This window comes from Desulfovibrio sp. SGI.102, from assembly GCF_050314315.1.
GTDB lineage: Bacteria > Desulfobacterota > Desulfovibrionia > Desulfovibrionales > Desulfovibrionaceae > Desulfovibrio.
Genome location: NZ_JBNPNC010000008.1, coordinates 21,192 through 41,013, shown reverse-complemented (window position 1 = coordinate 41,013; position 19,822 = coordinate 21,192). Strand labels below are relative to the sequence as shown.

21 protein-coding genes are annotated in these 19,822 nt (G+C 64.0%); 9 read left to right on the top strand and 12 right to left on the bottom strand.

Going from position 1 to position 19,822, the window contains the following annotated elements; all coding sequences use genetic code 11:
- The first annotated feature begins 38 nt into the window (after positions 1 to 38).
- The 9 genes from ACQRCJ_RS03455 to ACQRCJ_RS03415 all read left to right on the top strand — a co-directional run bounded on the left by ACQRCJ_RS03455 (position 39) and on the right by ACQRCJ_RS03415 (position 8,344).
- A complete protein-coding gene (locus ACQRCJ_RS03455; RefSeq protein ID WP_168934469.1) occupies positions 39 to 992 on the top strand; it encodes an ACP S-malonyltransferase in 954 nt (317 codons plus the stop codon).
- Positions 993 to 1,022: 30 nt separating this feature from the next.
- Entirely contained in the window at positions 1,023 to 2,678 is a 1,656-nt protein-coding gene (gene argS, locus ACQRCJ_RS03450; protein WP_204625156.1) for an arginine--tRNA ligase, read from the top strand.
- A 5-nt stretch (positions 2,679 to 2,683) separates the two neighbouring features.
- Complete coding sequence (locus ACQRCJ_RS03445; protein ID WP_427799358.1) at positions 2,684 to 3,472, top strand: SPOR domain-containing protein; 789 nt, start codon at positions 2,684 to 2,686, stop codon at positions 3,470 to 3,472.
- A gap of 18 nt (positions 3,473 to 3,490) precedes the next feature.
- A complete protein-coding gene (locus ACQRCJ_RS03440; protein ID WP_204625157.1) occupies positions 3,491 to 4,285 on the top strand; it encodes an MlaE family ABC transporter permease in 795 nt (264 codons plus the stop codon).
- A gap of 6 nt (positions 4,286 to 4,291) precedes the next feature.
- A complete protein-coding gene (locus ACQRCJ_RS03435) occupies positions 4,292 to 5,107 on the top strand; it encodes an ABC transporter ATP-binding protein (protein WP_168934473.1) in 816 nt (271 codons plus the stop codon).
- A 177-nt stretch (positions 5,108 to 5,284) separates the two neighbouring features.
- Positions 5,285 to 5,734 carry an outer membrane lipid asymmetry maintenance protein MlaD gene (gene mlaD / locus ACQRCJ_RS03430; RefSeq protein WP_006006299.1) on the top strand — a complete coding sequence of 150 codons (450 nt, stop codon included), beginning with the start codon at positions 5,285 to 5,287 and terminating at the stop codon, positions 5,732 to 5,734.
- A 1-nt stretch (position 5,735) separates the two neighbouring features.
- The gene (locus ACQRCJ_RS03425; RefSeq protein WP_204625158.1) at positions 5,736 to 6,392 is read left to right on the top strand and encodes an ABC transporter substrate-binding protein; all 657 of its coding nucleotides are present in this window, start codon (positions 5,736 to 5,738) and stop codon (positions 6,390 to 6,392) included.
- An 18-nt stretch (positions 6,393 to 6,410) separates the two neighbouring features.
- The gene (locus tag ACQRCJ_RS03420; RefSeq protein WP_204625159.1) at positions 6,411 to 7,244 is read left to right on the top strand and encodes an MlaA family lipoprotein; all 834 of its coding nucleotides are present in this window, start codon (positions 6,411 to 6,413) and stop codon (positions 7,242 to 7,244) included.
- A gap of 137 nt (positions 7,245 to 7,381) precedes the next feature.
- Complete coding sequence (locus ACQRCJ_RS03415; protein ID WP_204625160.1) at positions 7,382 to 8,344, top strand: ABC transporter ATP-binding protein; 963 nt, start codon at positions 7,382 to 7,384, stop codon at positions 8,342 to 8,344.
- A gap of 387 nt (positions 8,345 to 8,731) precedes the next feature.
- Here the strand turns inward: ACQRCJ_RS03415 and ACQRCJ_RS03410 are convergent, their stop codons facing one another.
- The 12 genes from ACQRCJ_RS03410 to ACQRCJ_RS03355 form a co-directional block, all read right to left on the bottom strand.
- Positions 8,732 to 9,373, bottom strand: a complete 642-nt coding sequence (locus tag ACQRCJ_RS03410; protein WP_337441406.1) for a class I SAM-dependent methyltransferase — start codon at positions 9,371 to 9,373, stop codon at positions 8,732 to 8,734.
- Positions 9,370 to 10,890, bottom strand: coding sequence for a ParB N-terminal domain-containing protein (locus ACQRCJ_RS03405; protein WP_427799357.1), 1,521 nt, complete (start codon positions 10,888 to 10,890; stop codon positions 9,370 to 9,372). Before ACQRCJ_RS03405 ends, ACQRCJ_RS03410 begins: the two co-directional genes overlap by 4 nt.
- Positions 10,877 to 11,056 carry a hypothetical protein gene (locus tag ACQRCJ_RS03400; RefSeq protein ID WP_337441408.1) on the bottom strand — a complete coding sequence of 60 codons (180 nt, stop codon included), beginning with the start codon at positions 11,054 to 11,056 and terminating at the stop codon, positions 10,877 to 10,879. The genes ACQRCJ_RS03405 and ACQRCJ_RS03400 overlap by 14 nt, the downstream gene beginning before the upstream one ends.
- Positions 11,025 to 11,219 (bottom strand): Com family DNA-binding transcriptional regulator, encoded by a 195-nt coding sequence (locus ACQRCJ_RS03395; protein WP_427799356.1) that lies wholly within the window; start codon positions 11,217 to 11,219, stop codon positions 11,025 to 11,027. The genes ACQRCJ_RS03400 and ACQRCJ_RS03395 overlap by 32 nt, the downstream gene beginning before the upstream one ends.
- Positions 11,220 to 11,472: 253 nt before the next feature.
- Complete coding sequence (locus tag ACQRCJ_RS03390) at positions 11,473 to 12,513, bottom strand: reverse transcriptase domain-containing protein (RefSeq protein ID WP_427799355.1); 1,041 nt, start codon at positions 12,511 to 12,513, stop codon at positions 11,473 to 11,475.
- Positions 12,514 to 13,322: 809 nt separating this feature from the next.
- Positions 13,323 to 13,748, bottom strand: a complete 426-nt coding sequence (locus ACQRCJ_RS03385; protein WP_427799354.1) for a four helix bundle protein — start codon at positions 13,746 to 13,748, stop codon at positions 13,323 to 13,325.
- Positions 13,748 to 13,999 carry a helix-turn-helix domain-containing protein gene (locus ACQRCJ_RS03380; RefSeq protein ID WP_016360880.1) on the bottom strand — a complete coding sequence of 84 codons (252 nt, stop codon included), beginning with the start codon at positions 13,997 to 13,999 and terminating at the stop codon, positions 13,748 to 13,750. The genes ACQRCJ_RS03385 and ACQRCJ_RS03380 overlap by 1 nt, the downstream gene beginning before the upstream one ends.
- Positions 14,000 to 14,074: 75 nt before the next feature.
- Entirely contained in the window at positions 14,075 to 14,368 is a 294-nt protein-coding gene (locus ACQRCJ_RS03375) for a pseudouridine synthase (protein WP_427799353.1), read from the bottom strand.
- Positions 14,365 to 14,787: a hypothetical protein gene (locus ACQRCJ_RS03370; RefSeq protein ID WP_427799352.1), complete on the bottom strand. Its 423-nt coding sequence runs from the start codon at positions 14,785 to 14,787 to the stop codon at positions 14,365 to 14,367. Before ACQRCJ_RS03370 ends, ACQRCJ_RS03375 begins: the two co-directional genes overlap by 4 nt.
- Entirely contained in the window at positions 14,774 to 15,037 is a 264-nt protein-coding gene (locus tag ACQRCJ_RS03365) for a hypothetical protein (RefSeq protein WP_427799351.1), read from the bottom strand. The genes ACQRCJ_RS03370 and ACQRCJ_RS03365 overlap by 14 nt, the downstream gene beginning before the upstream one ends.
- A gap of 69 nt (positions 15,038 to 15,106) precedes the next feature.
- Positions 15,107 to 16,618 carry a hypothetical protein gene (locus tag ACQRCJ_RS03360; protein ID WP_427799350.1) on the bottom strand — a complete coding sequence of 504 codons (1,512 nt, stop codon included), beginning with the start codon at positions 16,616 to 16,618 and terminating at the stop codon, positions 15,107 to 15,109.
- Between the two features lie 12 nt (positions 16,619 to 16,630).
- Entirely contained in the window at positions 16,631 to 19,822 is a 3,192-nt protein-coding gene (locus ACQRCJ_RS03355; protein WP_419008643.1) for a DUF4815 domain-containing protein, read from the bottom strand.

Below are 19,822 nucleotides of genomic sequence, written 5' to 3'. Positions count from 1 at the left end.
GACGACTTTATACCGCTTGCCAATCCATTTTTGGAGCTATGAAAATGACATCGTGTGCATTGCTTTTTCCCGGCCAGGGCTCGCAGGAAGCGGGCATGGGCCGGGAGCTGGCCGAAGCCCGTCCCGAAGCCATGACGCTCTGGAAGCGCGCCGAAGCCATCAGCGGCCTGCCGCTGCGCGAGATCTACTGGGAAGGCGATGCTGCCGCCATGAGCGACACCCGCGCCCTGCAGCCCGCGCTGACCGTGGTCAACATCAACCTCTGGCGTGAGCTGGCGGGCAAGGTGCGCCCCTGTGCCGCCGCCGGTCACAGCCTGGGCGAATTCAGCGCCCTGGCCGCCGCCGAGGTGCTGGATCCCGAGACCGTGCTGCAGATCGTCTCCCTGCGCGGCCGCCTCATGGCCGAGGCCGATCCCGACGGCACCGGCAGCATGGCCGCCATCCTCAAGATGAAGCAGGAAGACGTGGAGGCCCTGGCCCGCGAGGCCGCCGTGGAAGCCGACGCCCTGCTCATCGTGGCCAATTACAACACCCCGGCCCAGTTCGTGGTCAGCGGTCACCGCGATGCCGTGGCCCTGGCCTGTCAAAAGGCCAAGGAGCACCGCGGCCGCGCCATCGAGCTCAAGGTGAGCGGCGCCTTCCACAGCCCCATGATGGAAAAGGCCTCCCGCGAGCTGGAGCCCCTGCTGCGCAAGGCCGTGTGGCGCAAGCCGCAGTTCCCGGTCTACTGCAACCTGCACGGCCGCGCCGTCACCGACGGCGAAAGCGCCAAGGAAAGCCTGCTCAAGCAGATGACCTCGTCCGTGCTCTGGATCGAGACCGTGCGCAACCAGTACGCCGACGGCGTGCGCCGCTGGGTCGAAGTGGGTCCCAAGGCCGTGCTGGGCAAGATGGTGCCCGCCTGTCTCAATCATCTGGACGAGGCCGCCCGCCAGGAACTGCGGGTGGAACTGGTCAACAGCCTCGAAAGCGTGGAAAATTTTTCGGCGTAGGCGCGAGCCCCGCCTCAGGAGATAAAATACATGCGCGCTACTGACGTTTTGCGCTCTGCCCTCATGGGCATTGTGGAAGAGATGGGCCTCAACTGGCCCGCCAAAGCGGTCATCGAACCGCCCCGCGACCCCAAACACGGCGACCTGGCCGCCAACATCGCCATGCTGCTGGCCCGCGAGGCCCACAAGAATCCCCGCGAACTGGCCCAGATCTTCGTGGAAAAACTGCCCCAGCGCTGCGCCGACATCGAAAAGGTGGAAGTGGCCGGCCCCGGTTTCTGCAACGTGACCTTCAGCCAGCACTTCTGGCGCAAGACCGTGTGTGAAGTGGAAGCCGCCGGTGCCGCCTACGGCCAGAGCAGCGTGGGCCAGGGCCGCAAGACCCTGGTGGAATACGTTTCCGCCAACCCCACCGGCCCCCTGCATGTGGGCCACGGCCGCGGCGCCGCCGTGGGCGACAGCCTGGCCCGCCTGCTGCGCAAGGCCGGTTTCGACGTGGAGACCGAGTACTACATCAACGACGCCGGTCGCCAGATGCGCATCCTGGGCCTTTCCGTGTGGCTGCGCGTGAAGGAACTGGCCGGTCGTCCCGTGGAATGGCCTGAAGACTACTACCGCGGCAGCTACATCATCGACATCGCCCGCGAGATGCTGGCCGAAGATCCCAGCCTGCCCGACATGGAAGACCAGGCCGGTCAGGACCGCTGCTACGAACGCGCCATGAACGAGATCCTGGACGGCATCAAGGCCGACCTGGCCGACTTCCGCGTGGAGCACCAGCACTGGTTCTCGGAAAAGACCCTGGTGGAGAGCGGCGCCGTCAAGGCCGCCTTCGACGCCCTGACCGAAGCCGGGCACACCTTCGACAAGGACGGCGCCTTCTGGTTCGCCACCCAGGCCCTGGGCGACGACAAGGACCGCGTGCTGCGCAAGTCCGACGGCAGCCTGACCTATTTCGCCTCGGACATCGCCTACCACCACAACAAGTTCCAGCGCGGCTACGACTGGCTCATCGACATCTGGGGCGCCGACCACCACGGCTACGTGCCCCGCATGCGCGCGGCCATCACCGCCATGGGCAAGCCCCGCGAAAGCTTCGACGTGGTGCTCATCCAGCTGGTGAACCTGCTCCAGGGCGGCAAGCCCGTGAGCATGTCCACCCGCGCCGGCACCTTCGAGACCCTGGCCGACGTGGTCAAGGAAGTGGGCGCCGACGCGGCCCGCTTCATGTTCCTTTCGCGCAAGAGCGACACCAGCCTGGACTTCGACCTGGAGCTGGCCAAGCAGCGCAGCCTGGACAACCCGGTGTACTATGTGCAGTACGCCCACGCCCGCATCTGCGCCGTGCTGCGCCGTGCCGAGGAACGCGGCATCACCCTGCCCGCCGCTGCCACGGACGAACTGCTGGCGGCCCTGGACACCCCCGAAGACATGGCCCTGCTGCGCAAGATGGCCGGTTTCGAGGACATGGTGGCCACCGCTGCCCAGGCCCTGGCCGTGCATCACGTCAGCCACTATCTGATGGATCTGGCCGGCATGCTGCACAGCTACTACGCCAAGCATCAGGTGCTGCTGGCCGACGATACGGCCCGCACCCTCTCGCGTCTGGCCCTGCTGCGCGCCGTGAGCCAGGTGCTTCGCAACGGCCTTGACCTGCTGGGCGTCAGCGCTCCCGAGGCCATGTAGATCCTATGGCCCAGCCTTTGCGAAAGATCCGCCAGCGTATCGCTCCCGCTGTGCCCAAGGGCGGTTTCAGCTTCACGCTGCCGCCCCTGGCCGCGGGGGCCGTCTGCATCGTCATGCTGGCCTGCATAGGCTGGGCCTTCTTCATGGGCTATATGGTGGGCCACGGCCAGAACCCCGGCGAAGAGATGCGGGAGCTGACCGGCATCGGCCGTCCCGACAGGGAGACCCTGGCCGAGATGGACAAGGCCATGGCCGGTTCCGAAGACGCGGGCCTGCGCGACAAACTGGCCGACCTGAGCCGGCAGCCCGTGGGCGGCGCCCCTGCCGCTCCCGACGGGGATACCGCTGCGGCCCCCGCTGCCGCTGCCAACGCATCCGCCGCACCGGCCGCGGCCCCTGCCGCCAAGAGCCCGTATCCTTTCAACAAGCCTTCGGACAACGGACTGACGGCCTGGGGCAATGCCCCCAAGGGCGCGGCCCAGCCCGCTTCCGAAAAAACGGCGGCCCCGGCCAAGCCCCAGGCGGCGACGAACGGCGCGCCCCTGTATGATTTCGTGTTCCAGGTGGCGGCCTTCCGCAATGTGGACGACGCCGACCGCCTGCGCCAGCGCCTGGAAGGCCAGGGCCTGCGCACACGCGGCCAGAAAAGCGGCAAGCTGACCCTGGTCATGGTCCATATGCGCGGCACGGATCTGGATGCCGCCAACCTCAAAGAAGAGCTGCAACGCATGCGGCTCGGCTCTCCCCTGCAAAAATCCAAAAAACGGGTAGGCGGCAAACCCCGCCCCCGCTAGTGAGGCGTGTTACCCTTTATGAGCAGCATCCTGACGTTCTGCAACCGGCTGGGCGCCGCTGTGCTGCGCATGCTGGACAGTCTGGGCGCCGTGACCCTTTTCATGCTCGACGGCCTGCGCCATATCTTCACCAGTCCCCGCATCGTTCCCCGCACCATCCAGCAGCTGTACGTCATCGGTTACAAATCCCTGTTCGTCATCCTGCTCATCGGCATCTTCTGCGGCATGGTGCTGGGCCTGCAGGGTTACTATACCCTCGTCCAGTTCGGTTCCGTGGGCATGCTGGGCTCGGCCGTCTCGCTGAGCCTCATCCGCGAACTGGGCCCCGTGCTCACGGCCATCATGCTGGCCGGACGCGCCGGTTCCTCCATGGCGGCCGAGATCGGCGTCATGCGCATCTCCGACCAGATCGACGCCCTGGACGTCATGGACATCAACTCCATGGCCTATCTGGTCAGCCCCCGGCTGGTGGCCTCGCTGCTGGCCTTCCCCCTGCTCACGGCCATCTTCGACGCCATCGGCATCATCGGCGGTTACCTCACCGGCGTGCTCATGCTGCACATCAACGAAGGCGCCTACCTGTACCGCATCGCCAGTTCCGTGACCATGAACGACGTGGCCGGGGGCTTCATCAAATCCCTGGTCTTCGGCCTGCTGGTGGCCACGGTCTGCTGCCATCAGGGCTACACCACCCACATGCGGCGTGACAGTGTGGGCCCCGAAGCCGTGGGCAACGCCACCACCTCGGCCGTGGTCATCTCCTGCGTGCTCATCCTGGTGGCCGACTATGTGCTGACCTCCTTCCTGCTGTAGGTGACCATGAACGCCTGGGACATCTCTTTTTCTTCCCTTTCCGTAGGCTACGGCGATCACGCCGTGCTGCATGACATCAACGCCACCCTGCCCGGCGGCAAGGTCTCCGTCATCCTGGGGGGCTCCGGCTGCGGCAAGTCCACCCTGCTGCGCCACATCATCGGCCTTTCGCGGCCCATCAGCGGCAACCTGCGCATCGGCGGCCAGGACCTGTTCAGCCTGCCCCATGCCGAGGCCCGGCGCATCCGCCGCCGCATGGGCGTGCTTTTCCAGGACGGCGCCCTGCTGGGCGCCCTGACCCTGGTGCAGAACGTCTGCCTGCCCCTCAGCGAGCATCTGCGCCTGCCCAAGGACGTCCTGCGCGAAGCCGGGCTGCGCGTCCTGCGCATGGTGGGGCTGGAAGACTTTGCCGACTATTTCCCCAACCAGCTTTCGGGCGGCATGCGCAAACGGGCGGGCCTTGCCCGGGCCCTCATCGCCGAGCCGCGCATCCTGCTGTGTGACGAGCCGACCTCCGGCCTGGACCCCATCACGGCCGCGCGCATGGATGCCCTGTTGCAGGCCATGCACCGCCAGTACCCGGAAATGACCATCGTGGTGGTCAGCCACGACCTGGCCAGCCTGCGCTGCATCGCCGACCATGTGCTGGTGCTGCGCGAGGGCCGGGCCATCTTTTCCGGTACGTTGCCGGAGCTGGAGGCCAGCCGGGACCCGTACCTGCTCCAGTTCCTGCGCCGTGAAGGCGGCGATGAGGAAAGCCTGGCCGACGCCCCTGCCGACCCGCGCGTGAGCGCCGCCCTGGACAAATGGTTCAGGACCTAGGCGGGGCCGGCGGCCCTCTGCCCTGTGCTGCGCTGCGGGGTCGTGCCGCCGCATCCATCGTCTGATACCCGGCGAGCCGCCAACGAATGTTGCCGCATATCGTTGCGGACGCACCTTGAAGATTGCCCCTGCCGGGCGTATAACCATAGCGCGGCATTGCCGCACAAGGAAATTGCCATGAATTCTTTCCGCCAGACCGCTGTCGGCATCTTCGTCCTGCTGGGCCTTGTCTGTGTGGCCTATCTGACCATCAAGCTCGGCAAGATGGAGGTCTTCGACAGCAAGGGCTTTGAGCTTGTGGCCAACTTCAACTCCGTTTCCGGTCTGCGCGTGGGCGCCGACGTGGAGATGGCCGGTGTGCCCGTGGGCCGTGTGGCCTCCATCAAGCTGGATGACGACCTTTCCCGGCGTCAGGCCCGCGTGGTCCTGATCCTGGACAAGGACCTGCAGCTGCCCGCCGATACCATCGCCTCGGTCAAGACCAGCGGTCTTATCGGTGACAAGTACGTCAACCTGACTGCCGGCGGCTCCGAAGACATCCTGGCTTCCGGGGACACCCTGGAAGAAACGGAATCCGCCGTAGACATCGAATCCCTTATCAGCAAATACGCCCTGGGAGGTGTGTAATATGAACAACCGTCGCACGGTGCTCGGCCTGCTGGCCGCTGCCGCCCTCACCCTCTGCCTGTCCCTGCCCGGCTTTGCCCCCGCCGCCGACGCGGCCGAAGCTTCTCCGGCCCGCAAAGCCCTGGAGGTCTCCATCAGCCGCGTACTGGACTGCATCAAGAACCCCGACTACGTGAACCCCGCCACCCGGCCGCCCCTGCGCCGCCAGATCGAGGACGAGGTCTACCATATCTTCGATTTCGGCGAATTCTCGTCCCGTACGGTGGGCCCCCGCTGGAAGGAATTTTCCGCCGCCCAGAAAAAAAGCTTCAGCAACGCCTTTGCCGACCTGCTGCTGACCACCTACCTGAACAAGGTGGACGGCTATAACGGCGAGCAGGTGGCCTATACCGGCGAGATCGCCAATGCCGCCAAGACCCGTGTGGAAGTCCGCACCGAGATCACCATGAAGGACGGCACCCGCGTGCCCGTGGCCTACCGCATGATGGCCAAGGACAACAGCTGGCGCGTCTATGACATCATCGTGGAGAACCTGAGCCTGGTCAAAAACTACCGCACCCAGTTCCAGGACATCCTGACCAGCGGCACCCCTGACGAGCTCATCGCCCGCGTCAAGGCCAAGGCCGAAGAAGTGCGCAAGCAGCCGGTCGGCAAATAGCCGCCAGACGGAGACAGCATGCGTCCCCATATCCTTGTCCCGCTCCTGCTGCTGACGCTCCTGTGCGCCGCGCCCGCCGGTGCCGCTCCGGCCGCCCCGGCCACGGAACACGCGCCGTCGAGCCTGTACGACAGCAGCAGCCCCACCATGCCGGCCGGGGCCATCTCCGTGCATCCCTATGCCCATGAGCAGCTGGCTGACGGGGATTCCCTGGATGATTACGACAGCGAGCCCCTGACCAGCATCGCCGACCCGCTGGAGCCCTGGAATCGCTTCTGGTTCGCCTTCAACGACATCTTCTTCCTGCATGTCGCCAAGCCGGTCTACAACTTCTACGAGACCGTCGTCCCCCAGCCCATCCGGGGCGGCGTCAAAAACTTCTATGCCAACATCCTCATGCCCAAGCGCATGATCAACAGCCTGCTGCAGTTCCGCGTCAAGGAAGCCTTTGTGGAATTCGGGCGCTTCTGCATGAACACCACCGTGGGCCTGGGCGGCTTTGCCGATGTGGCCAGCACCAAGAAGATCCTGGTGGACATCGATCCCGGCGGTGAGGATTTCGGACAGACCCTGGGCCGCTGGGGCATCGGGCACGGTTTCTACATCGTCTGGCCCTTCCTGGGCCCCAGCTCCGTGCGTGAAAGCATCGGCTTTGTGGGCGACTGCGCCACCGATGTCTTCTTCTTCGTCCATCCCTGGGAGCTGGCCACGGCTTCCGAGCTCTACCTGCGCTTCAATGCCCTGGACGACCTGCTGCCCACCTACGAGAGCCTGAGCGGCATCGCCGTGGACCCGTACATCGCCGTGCGCGAGGCCTACATCCAGTACCGCGAGGCGCGCGTCAAACGCTGATCCGCCGTCACCTCGACGACATCCGGGGGAAGGAGCCGTTTCCGCAAGGAAAGACTCCTTCCCTTTTTCAAACCCGCCGTGCCGGGGCCCTGCCGGGGACCGGCCGCCCAACCCAACAGCCGGGGAACACTCCGCCCATGAACCTGGACGATACCCTCACTCTGGAACAGCTTTCCGTCAGTTTCAGCACGGACGACGGCATCCTGCCCGCCGTCCACGCCGTCAGCCTCAGCCTGCCCCCGGCGGGCATCACCTGCCTGGTGGGCGAATCCGGTTGCGGCAAAAGCCTCACGGCCCGCGCCATCCTGCATCTGCTGCCCGAAAATGCCCATATCAGCGGCCGTATCCTGTTCCGCGGCCGTGACCTGCGCACCATGCCCCCGGAAGAGATGCGCGCCCTGCGGGGCCGCCATATCGCCATGATCTTCCAGGAGCCCATGACCTCGCTCAATCCGGTGCTGAAGGTAGGCATGCAGACCGCGGAGCCCCTGCGCCTGCATCTGGGCCTGTCCCGCAGCGAGGCGCGGCAGGAGGTCATCCGCCTGTTCTCCGAGGTGGGCATCCCGGCGGCGGAGAGCCGCTATGACGATTATCCCCATCAGCTTTCCGGCGGCATGCGCCAGCGCGTGATGATCGCCATGGCCCTGGCCTGCAAGCCCGATCTGCTGCTGGCGGACGAGCCCACCACGGCCCTCGACGCCACCATCCAGGGGCAGATACTCAGCCTCATCACGGAACAGAGCCGCAAGCGCGGCATGGCCGTGCTCTTCATCACCCACGACCTGGGCGTGGTGGCCCGTATCGCCGACAACGTGGGCGTCATGTACGCGGGGCATCTGGTGGAACACGCTCCCACGGCCGAGCTGTTCCGCAATCCCCTGCATCCGTATACGCGCGGGCTCATGCGCTCCGCACCGGGACGTGCGGCCATGGGCATGCAGCGCCTGCCCGCCATCACCGGCAGCGTCCCCAGCCTGGACAACATGCCTGAAGGCTGCCCCTTTGCCCCGCGCTGCGACGAAGCCTTGCCGCGCTGCTTTGAAAGCGCCCCTGTGGCCCGGTGCGAGAACGGCCACAGCGTTGCCTGCTGGGCGGTGTAGGCCGCCATTGCTTTTAGATCGAGAGGAGATCCCCTTTCGCTCTGCGGTCGATGCCCGTAACTTCCTGCGTCGCAACGGGCACGGCCTTGCGGCCGCCATCCGGTCGCATCCCTGCTGTCGATGCCCGTAACTTCCTGCGTCGCAACGGGCACGGCCTTGCGGCCGCCATTCGGTCGCATCTTGCGGCAAAAAGGGGCCTCTCCCCTCGAACGCCCTTCCTCTCCCCAAGCACCAGTATGTCCATGTGAGGTCGCACGATAAAAGAGAATTTCCCGCACAATAAAAGAGAACGTGCCAGAGCATTTTTCTACTCTGGCACGTTTTTTGAATTAAGATTTTAGGAGTGCGGGCTGTGTGTCAAAACAGACACGAAACCACGCCCATTTTTCAGCCCTCAATAATCCAGCCCGCGAAGTCCCCAAATCTGAAAACCTCCACGGCGTCCTCTCCCAGTTCCCCAGGGTAAAGCGGGCGCTGAATCCCTGACAGGGAGAGCTCCTTCCTGACCACGGCTCCGGGCTCCGCCCCCTGATCCAGTTTGGAAGCCCAGGTCAGCCTTGCCAGAACCGTGGCGGGATAGCCGCCGGGCGGCACCAGCTTGTCAAAGACAATGATGGCCCCGCCGGGGCGTAGCTGCTGCCGCAGACGGGCCAGCAGCTTTCTGCGGGCGGGCACAGCCAGGAACATGAATACCAGGAAGGCCACGGCCACGTCGAAAGGCTTGTAATCGAAGCGGGTTATATCAGCCCGCAGCGCCCGCCCTGGCGCATTGTAGGCCTCCACCATATCCGGGCATTCATCCAGGGCCGTCAGCCGCGCACCGCGCGCCTCAAGCGTGTGCGCCAGCACGCGCCCCACATTGCCCGTGGATGCCCCCAGATCATAGACCTTGCCATTTTTGGGAATGTACTGGCGGGCAATCAGCCCCATCGCAGCGCTGGCCAGCTCATACCAGGGCAGTTGCTCCCGGACATGCCCGTCAAACTCTCCGGCGAAACCGTGGAAAGTCCAGTCTTGGCCCTGACTCATACGCCCTCCAGATCCATCCCCAGCCGCATGGAAAAGGCTTGCAGGGCTTGCCGGACAAACCCCATGCGTTGCCCGTCCGGGTATGGCAGATTGAACTCGAAACGCAGGGAATCGGCCAGCTCGCGCGGATGCAGGAACAACGGCTTGCGGCAGCGGGCCGTCACCATGCCGTCGGAATTGCCCACATCCACGGTGCCGAAATGTCTGCTCCACAATGCTCTCCATTCTTCAAGCTCGAAGAACTTCTGTACCTTCGGGCTGACGGCAAGGTCTCCCAGCACCACGCCCGGCTCCATGCCCAGCGGGAAATTGCAGGCCCTTGACGCGCGTTCGCTCATGGCCTCGCCCCCGGCAAACCAGCCCCACGCGCTGCTTTTTGTCCCGCGCGCCGCCGCGCAGACCAGCGTTTCCGGGCCGCACAGGGCCGCCACGATGCGCAGGACGTGTTCCCTGTCCTCCGGGAAGGGCACGCTGTTCAGAACGCTGGAAACGAAAATGGCGCTGAACGGCACGCCTGACCGCACGGCGGACAGGAAGCCAAGGGCGGAAGCCCGGCCCCGTTCCCGGCTCACCGCGTTGTTCTCGGCGGGATACGGCTCAAACGTGGTCACACGGATGCCGGCGTCCCGAAGCATCCGGGCCTCGTCGCCCTGGCCGGAACCAAAATCCAGCACGCTTTCCCCGCAGGCCGCCGTCCATTTCGCCATGAATTTTTCGTCCAGACGCACGTCGGAAAGCCGCTTGTGCCGGTACACAGGCAGGACGAAGGCCGTTCCCAGATAGGTGCGGCGCAGCCAGTCCCGCCGGAATGCGCCGTAGCGCAAAAAATCCGCGCTGTCGCCGGTAAACTTGAAGTCCATAGACAGGAGGTTCAGCATGGCGCGGGCCAGTTCCGCCCGGCCTTCATCCAGCGTGACCACGGCTATTTCCTTCCTGCCCTTGCGGGCGGCGGCTTCAAGACGGCCCACGCCGTTGATGACCGTGCCGTCCGGCGTGGCCACGATGGGCAGACGGACGCCGAGTCGCGCCAGCATCCGGCCCACGTTGGCGGCATGACGCACGAAGCGGCGGACATTATGCCGGGCAAGGGGCAGGACGTCCCGCGTTTCAGCATTCATACACGGAAAGAACGCCGGGCTGTCCGGGGCAATGTCCGGCAGTTTCGCAGCCAAGGAATGAACATCCGCCCCGCGCAGGGCCGCGCCCATGTCCCGTTCGGTATCCTGCACGGTTATGTCGTTGGTGGCCCGGTTGAACAGGATATTGATGCCGCGCCGCCGTTCTTCCGGCACGTCCACGCGCAGCACGGGCACGCGGGCGACCCCCATGTCCACGGCCACGGCGTGCCGCTGGTGGCCGGAGAGGATTTCCCCGTCCGGGGTGGCCACCAGCGGCAGCAGAAAGCCCAGCTTGCGCAGGGAGAGCCGTACCAGTTCCAGGCGTTCGGCGTCGGCCTCGCGGGGATTGTAGAGGGCGGGCCGCAGGGCGGAAACAGGCAGAAGCTCAATTTTTGGCATAGCCCAGCCTCCGCAGGATTTCCGCCTTGATTTCCTTGTCGGTGAAGCCCGCTTCGGCCATGAGCGCGACTTCCCATTCCTTGAAGGCGTCGAGCTTTACCGGGATGCGGTAGGGGCCCACCGTGATGATGGTTTCAGTTGCCGATTTTTTCTTCGGGATCAGCATGATTCGCTCCGTTCAGGCCGTCGCGCGGCTCGGAGCAGGGGATTATGTCCCTCACATGATTCAGCGTGCCGCAGCGGGGGCACTTGATTTCCAGATCGCGGGCGGTTCCTTTGCCCAGCAGCTTGTTGCAATGGCCACAGCGGATTTCCTTCTTTTCCTTCATTTTCAGCGTTTCCAGCGGTTGCCCCATGCGTTCCGCCGTGCTAGACCATGCCTTGTCCCACGCGGACAAGCACAGACAGGCGGATACTCTGCATGAGGGGCCTAATCCTCATGTGGGGCCGTGGTGGGCTTGCCTCAAGCCCGCCGGTGGGGGCGGCCTTCGCCCCCGCCTCTGTCAGCCCTCACTATGCCGGAAAATCCCGCGCAACGCCCGGAAACAGCGCGTTCCATGCGAAGAAAATTTCCTGTGTTTTTCAAGGGGAGCGCCGCGCTCCCGGCGTCAGCACCAGCCGCGCCAGGATGTGTTCCAGCGTGGTGTGCCCGTCGCAGTGCGCCATATAGCCCGTAAAGCTCACCACGCGGGAGCGGATGTAGTCCAGGTCTATTTTCCCGGCCCGGTACAGGCCCGGAAAGCTCCTGAACGCCGTTCTTGCCCGCTTGACCGTGCGCTTGCGCGGCAGGACGTGATCCGTCCAGTGCCGGTAGCCAACAAAGTCGATGCCGCGACTTATGGGCCAGACGCCCGTTTTGGGGTTCAGACGCAGCAACAGGCTGATTTCCACAAAGTTCCTGATGGATTCGAGCGTTGCCCAGCACCACGCCTTTGACGGCCCGATGATGACGAAATCATCCATATAGCGGACATAATATCTCACGCCCATATCATCCTTGACGTAATGGTCCAGGGCGTCAAGATACAGGTTCGCCAGCCACTGGCTTGTCAGGCAGCCCAGGGGAAGTCCCTTTTCTTCGTACCCGTTGTGCCGGACAATCCGTTCAAAGAGCCACAGCACGTCCGGGTCGCTGATAATGCGGGGCAGCATGGACAAAAGCCGGTCATGGTCAATACTGCTGAAATACTTTGAAATGTCCCCTTTCAAAACATAGGGGCGGCCCCATTGCGCCGAGGCGGCGCGCATGAACTCCCGCGTCCGCAGGCTCGCGGCGTGGGTTCCCTTGCCCTTGCGGCAGGCGTAGGAGTCCGCGATAAAGCGCCGCTCGAACCACGGTTCCAGCAGATTCATGGCCGCATGATGCACCACGCAGTCGCCTATGGTGGGCGCGTCGATGGTGCGCGGCTTGACCTCAAGAATACGGAAGCGGCGGCAGGGGGAAGGTTCCCAGGTATGGCTTTGCAGGCGATCCCGCAAATCGAGAAGGTTGTCTTCCTGCGCGGCGCGAAAACGCACGACAGCCGGACGATACCGCTTGCCGAGCTGCACCTTGCGCCACGCCTCCAGAAGATTGCCGAAACTCACCATATCCGGCCAGATATGTTTTGCCCGTTTTGCCATGCTGTTTCCAGGGGCCGGGGCCGCGCTCACCCGCAGGCTACTGGCCGCCCCGGTCCGGTTCGTGTTTCTCCGGTTCTCTTGCCCGGAGCGGAACGCAATCCCCAAGTCGCGCGCTGTCCGGCCCTCCATAAAGAGACGGCTTCGGGCGCGAGTTGCGAGGCGGCAACCGATATTCGTACTCGCATTGGACGCCGCATTATACAGGTTGCAGGCGAAAAGGCCCGCACGAACGCCAACCGACCAATCCGCGCCGAGGTCAGGATTACGCCCCAAACATGGGGGCCGGGGCCGCGCTCGCCCGCAGGCTACTGGCCGCCCCGGCCCGGTTCGTGTTTCTCCGGTTCTCTTGCCCGGAGCGGAATGCAAACCCCAAGTCGCGCGCTGTCCGGCTCTCCGTGAAGAGACGGCTTCGGGCGCGAATTGCGAGGCGGCAACCGATATTCGTATTGGCGTTGGACGCGGGATTATTCAGATTGCAGGCGAAAAGGCCCGCACGAACGCCATCATTCCATTGCGCGCCGAGTACAGGCATGCATCCCAAAAGTGGGGCCGGGGCCACGTTCGCCCGCAGGCTACTGGTCGCCCCGGCCCGGTTCGTGTTTCTCCGGTTCTTTTGCCCGGAGCGGAGCGCAAATCCCAAGTCGCGCACTGTCCGGCTCTCTATGAAGAGACGGCTTCGGGCGCGAGTTGCGAGGCGGCAACCGATATTCGTATTAGCGTTGGCTGGCGACTCTATCAAGTCGCAGGCGAAAAGGCCCGCACGAACGCCATTATCCCAATTAGCGCCGAGGTCAGACTTGCGCCCCAAATCAGAAAAGGCTATTCTGTTTTTGTGTTCGACTGGTTGCGGAGACATCGGCATAAGGTTCCACCTTTTTGATCCAGCCTCCCAACAGGCCGCCCAGTTCGCGGGCCAGACCCGCCCATGTTTCATACGTCTTTTCGTCTGTCTGTTTCAGCTTATGCGCTTTGCGTATCTGCATTTTCAGGTATTCGAGACGTATATCCGTTCTTTTGAGGAGTTCCAGCGTTTTTGCCGGAGGTCTTTTTTTGCGCCTTTCTTCAAGCTGCACCTTGGCGGCCTCAATCACCAGACAGACGATTTCCTCCACGTTCCCGCGTATGCTGGCGGAAAGCACATGCCGTTCCGACTTCTGGAATTTCTGGCAGACATTGTGCGTGTAGAGGTCGAAGTCTTCCAGCTTGGCCAGCAGGGTGAAGTCTTGCAGCGCCACTAGCTTTCCTTCCTTTGCAGATAGCGTTCCGCTATGTAGTCGAGCATGAGGCCCGGCTTTATGTTCAACGCCAGAGCTATCCGTATCAGCATTTCAATGGACGGGTATCGTTTCCCGCTTTCCAGCATGGAAATATAGGATGGACTTACGTCCATGCGGTCGGCAAGCCCATCCTGGGACAATCCCGCTTCATGCCGGAAATGCCGTATTGCGGTGCCCGCGTCGGGCGATTTTTTTCTTGGTGCTCCCATATTCCCCGTAGTACCGGGGGGCGGGAACAAAAACCTTAATCACCTACGTTATATTAACGTAGATGATTATTAAAATTATACCGCTTGCGCGTCCGGGGAGCGCAATTCCGGCGGGCATTGCAGACGCAGCCGCTCGGAATCATACGATGCCCTGCAATGATCCGCGTCTCCCAGAAGAGCCGCTACAAAGTCCAGGGCCATACGCGCCTGTTTCCAGCCCGTTTTGTCACGCTTGCGCCAGCAGCGGGAAGAAAGCGTTTCATCGGCCCAGCCTCCGAACAGGGCATTCACAAGCTGATCGAGCGCCACCAGAACCTGTTTTCCCCAGCGGCGGGGCCTGCGGCAGGCGTTGCGGATAACTGTTTTCATGCCGCCCCCTCAGTTTCCAGAGCGGCCTTTTTTGTACCGCCTTCCGCCATGCAGGCCGCCTTGTGCGCCAGTGCGCCGCCAGCGTACAGGGCAAGAAAGGCGTCCGCCGTCAGAACCAGGCGCACCAGTTCTCCGTCCGCCCGATAGGCGTTCCAGGTCACGGATTCCGGCAGGCCATGCGCCCCGGCCTTGAGCATCAGGCAGGCGTTGGCCGTGTCGCTGAAATTTTGCTGGTCAAAGGCATCATAGCTGAAATGCAGCGTCTCCGGCGTTCCTGTGCCGGGGTCGATTTCGTAGTCGAATCCCTCCAGGATGGCGACGGAGGTTTCCGCGTCAATGGCCGCGCGGGCAGCGGCCTTGTCGTGTTCCGCTCCGGAAAGGCCGCTGATTTCATGCTGGCCGATTTCAGTTCTGGGCATAGCTTACTCCGTCGGCTTTGAAGTCTTCCACAAGGCTGTCCGCGCCGTCTTCCCCGTCGGCAAGACGCAGACGCAAGAGCGGCGTCCATGTTCCGCACGCGGGCAGGGGTTCCAGCTCTCCGGTTCCCCATTGCGCCAAGTACAGGCCGTCTTCGCTGTATGCGGTGGGGACGGCGTACAGCGCCATATTGTCCCCGGCGACCAGCGCAACCGGAATGGTCAAGTCGTCATAAGAAATGAGAATGTCCATTTCTCGCTCCGAAAAATTTTTATAGCCCGCCTTCGGCGGGCACGGTATTCCTGTAACCAACTGACTGTATTACATCTTTGCGAGGCGGCAACCGATATTCGCAGCGGCGTAGGACGCGGGATGAGACAGATGGCAGGCGAAAAGGCCCGCACGAACGCCATTAGCCCAATTAGCGCCGAGGTAGAGCACGTTCCCGGCGCTGCCGGATCGTCCCCAGAAACCGTCAGGGATGGTCCCCAAAGCGGCATTGGTGGAGGTCGTGGCCGGAAAGAAGATGTCGTCAAAGTCGTAACCGTTGCCGCTGCCCGTCTTCAACGCCGTCATATACGCATTGTTGCTCCCGTCAAAGGCCGGGCAGGTGAAACCCGTGTCCACAAATTCCCTGCTGCCATCGTTCTTCCACAGCTTCACCGTGCCGGACGAAGAGACTTCCAGCCCGGCGCACATCTGCCAGACATTGCCCCACAGTCCGATATGGCCGCGCCAGGAGGCCGTGGCCACGTCCGTGGCGTCCACATTGGCGGCGGAAGACGTGTCCACACGCCCGCGCCCGTAAAAGGCCTGGGTATCGGACGTGCCCGCCTCGATCAGCGCCAAAAGCTGGATTTCCGCCGCCTGGTAGATGTTCCACATGTCAAAGCCATCCACGCCGCCCACGTTGCGGTTCTGGCAATACTGGCGCATAGTCGTGAAATTCTGGTTCACGATGGGGGCCTTGCCGGGACGGGAGCCGATCTTGACGGGAGATCCGCCTTCATTGGTCCCGGCAAAGGTGCCGCAATACCAGGTGGCGACCTCTTGCCCGTTCTTCATAAAGCTGGGGAAGGGCTTGAAGCCGTCAAGCTGGGTAGGGCTGATACAGCGGCCACGGCGGCCCGCGAACGGCCCGGAGGCGATCTGAAAGGCCTTGTAGTAGAACTTGTGGTGTTCCTGCATCATCTGGCCGTCCACCAGCACACGGCGCAGGGCGTTGTAGGTCGGGTGGTAATCAAAGTAGGACTTGGGCGGGCTGACCGGCTGGCCTTCGGCGTCGATGTTGAACCACACCCCGGCACCGCCCCCGTCTTCCACGCAGCAGATACCGATGACAGGCGAGAGGCTGCCCACCGTGATGCGCTTCACCAGGGCATCATGCGCCGTAAGGCTGGCGTCATGGTTGGCAAAGGCCGTTTGCCGCGCGCTGGCTTCGTTCACGATGGCCTCGGATCGGGCCGTGGCTTCCCCGCTCACAGCAGCCGCGCGGGCCTGGGCTTCGGTAGTGATTGCGGCCTCAAGGGCCGTCTGATCCGCTTTCCCGGCCAGGGCCGTGGCATGGCCTTGCAGCGTGGCATCCGTGGCGCTTTGGGCCGTTTCCAGGGCAGAAGCTCTATTATCCAGGGAACTGATGCCGCCTTCCGCCGTGGTCACTCGCGAATCCAGCGAGGACGCGCTTGCTTCCGCGCTGTCCAGGCGTTCGTCCGTTGTTTTCGCGTGGCTGTCCAGTTGCTTGAAGGACGTGATGATACGCTGGCAATCGTCCTCCAGCATGTTTTGCTCGTTGGGCAGCGACAAGCCCAGGTGTTCCGTCTTGTTGTCGATCATGGTGCAACCTCCTTATGCGACCGCCATCAGGCGGATGTCATAGAGCATGGGCCGGGCCGCTATGGTGCCGGAAAGCGTCAGCCGGACCTTGATCAGATCCGCAGCCGACAGCGCATGCGTGAATTTGTATTCCACATAGCCGTCACCCTGCTGCACCGTACCCTCCGCCGTCATGGCTACCCAGGCCCCGGAATCCACCTGGATTTCCGGCGTCACCGTGGCTCCGGACGGGATGGAGGCGCTGTAGAGCAGCACGGCCTTTTCCGCACCGGTGGCCGGGATGCTACGGGTGTAATAGCTGCCGCTGGTCTGGACCGTTCCGGCCAGCACCTGCGAACCCGGCCACAACACCGGGGAGCCCGCCGCATCGCCCGCCAGCTTCGCCTTGACCGAAAGCGGGCCGGTCAAGGCTTCGGCAAGGCGCACCGTCTGTTCTTCAGCCACCGTCATGCTGGCCCCAGAAGGCAGCCCCAGCTCGTATTCCACGCGGCTTTGCGCCGTGGGCGTCTCCGCCAGCGCCAGCAGGATCAGGTCCGTGGCTCCGTCCGTCACCGTGGCCGTGCCCAGGTCCAGGGTATTGGTGCCTTCCGCGTACACGGCCTCCAGCAGCCGGAACGTCAGGTCGCGGGTCTGGTGCGCGGTCCAGCTCGATGCGTTGGACGAAGACAGCAGCACGCCGATGGTGTAGGGCTGTGCCGCCACCCATTGCTGGTGCAGGCTGTCGAACTGCCCCATTTCAGCAATGGCCACGGCGGTGTCCGCGTCATTGCACAGGATGACCAGGGCGTATTCCGTGGACGCCGCCAGGGCCACCGGCGCAGTGAACAGGATGCGGGTATGCCCGCCGCCCGTGACCACCAGATCGGCGGCGGCCACCACGGCTTCCGCCAGCACCGTGCGCGTGGGCACGCCGTTGCTCACGTCGCGGATCTGCACCCGCACGCCGCTGTCGCCCTTGGCCGTGAACCACACGTCCACACCGGCCAGCTGCACGGCCTTGTCCAGCATGAAGGTCTGCGCAAGGGGATCGATGTTGGTATTCGTCACCGTCTGGACCTGCCGCAGCGTGGTCACTTCCAGCGTGCCCTGGCCCACAAAGGTGGCCTGCGCCGTGGAGCCGCCTTCTCCGCCACGGAACACCACCAGCTTGGTCCCGGCGGGAACGTCGGCGGGGATGGTGAATGTGCCCGTCAGTTTGCCGGAGCTGTCCGCCGTGACCGTGCCTTCCTTGGCCGATACTTCGATGCCGTCAAAGGTGATGGATTGCAGCACTTCGCCGGGGCCGAAGCCCGTCACCTCAAAGGCCACGTCTATCTGCCGCAGGTATTCCAGGGCCTTTTGCGTCGTGCCCACGGCTTCCGTGCTGCTGCTCGTGGACGTGACGGTCTGCCCGTGCTGCGGATGCCTGGGGGCGTAGATCGTCTTGTAGAACGTCCGCGTCACCGGGCTGGTCCAGTCCGTGGCCTGTTCCGTCCAGCGGTCCACGGCGGGCGTCAGGCGTGCCTTGCCGGGCAGCACGGCAAACGCCATGTACGGATTGATTTTCATCTCGCCCGTGCGGTACGGCTGCTCCAGCAGGATTTGCGGCGTGTAGGTACGGGCCGTCGGGGCCTGGATGTCCTGGGAAAGGGCGTAGGCTTTCGCGGCAATGGGCAGGGTCAAAAAGCCGTTGACCACGGCGGCGTTTTGCTCAATGCCCTGGTCGCGCATGGAATCGTCCAGCAAGGGGTCCACGAACAGCCCCACCCGCGCTCCGGCTTCGCGCGTGGCCACGTCGGCTTCCAGCCGCTGCCGGGCCACTTCCTGCAGGGCGTACTCCACGCGGGCGGCCAGCGCTTCCATGTCCGAAAACGCCACCACGCGCACGCCGTCGTTCTGGATCACGCGCGCGGCGGCCTCCCGCCAGGTCTGTTTGACGCTGCACAGCGCCAGGGCCGTCTCCGGCACGGACGGAGCTTTGGCGTTGTATTCCGCCGCCACGCCCTGCACCCAGGTAAACGTGCCGTCCCCCGTGATGCACAGCCGGTCGATGCGCGGCAACGCCTGATTGTACGACACCATGATGCCCGTACCCGACACCGCTCCGGACACGCTGAACCCGTCGTAATCCGGCTCTTCCGGCGTCAGCGTCTTGTCCAGGTAGGTATAGGTCGCCTGATAGGTGGAACCCGTGGCCGGTTCGTTGCCCGTGGGCGACCAGTCCACCGTGTCCCCCGTGCGCTTGTAGTCCGTGCCCGCTTCATACGTCGTATCGCCCTGTTTGATCTCAACCAGGGACATGACCGACGTGTCCGGGAGCGCGTCCGCGCAGCCGGAATAGCTGCCGTGCACCACGGACACCGTCTTTTGCAGCGTCACGCGCAGGGCCGTGATGTTGTGGATGGGCGGATGCGCCACGTTGATGCGCTGCTTTCCGCTCCCGTCCGCCTCGATGACTTCCGTATCGATAAAGCGCAGGTCCGGGGACGCCGCGTAGGACAGGCGGCGGGAGGTAAGCAGTTCCACGCCGTAGCCGCAGACACGGCAACGGCCCTCCGCCACCGTGTACACCTGCGCGCCGCCTCCCGCGTCTTCCGCCTGCCGCACGGTCAGGCCGGAACACACATAGGTCCCGCCGCCTGTGGAATCACGGTCATAGCGCGCGATCCCCTGGTTGAAGCTGTCCAGGTTCGGCGGCGTTTCCTTGGCGCGCGGCACCCCGTCGTCCACCGTATGGATGGGATAGAACTCCCCGGAGCCGCCGTCCCCGTCATAGCCCCAGACGGCCTCCACCTTCTTGCGCCAGGCCCCCGGTTCCCCTTCGCCTCGGCTGCCCACGGCGGGATTGCACAGCGCCGGATCCTCCAGCTCGGAAATGATGCTTTCCTTGAGCCGCACCCCCACGGCCACCGTGCCCTGTACCGGGATGACAAAGCTCGCGGCCTCCACAGGCCACACCCCGCCGGACAGGTACACCAGACCGGCTTCCGCCGTCAGCGCCCCCGTCTGGGCATTCACCGTGATCTGCGCGTCCTGCAAAATGTCCCCGTCCTTGAACAGGCTGTCCGCCAGCGATTTCACGCGCGCGGCGAACAGGCTTTGCAGTTCGTTCATTTCCGAGGCCTGCGTCCCGTATCCGTCACGAAACAGCAGCTCCACGTATTTCTTGCCCGCATCATAGCGGTTCCAGTAGTTGTCTATGCGCTTTCCGCTTTGCGTCTGCAT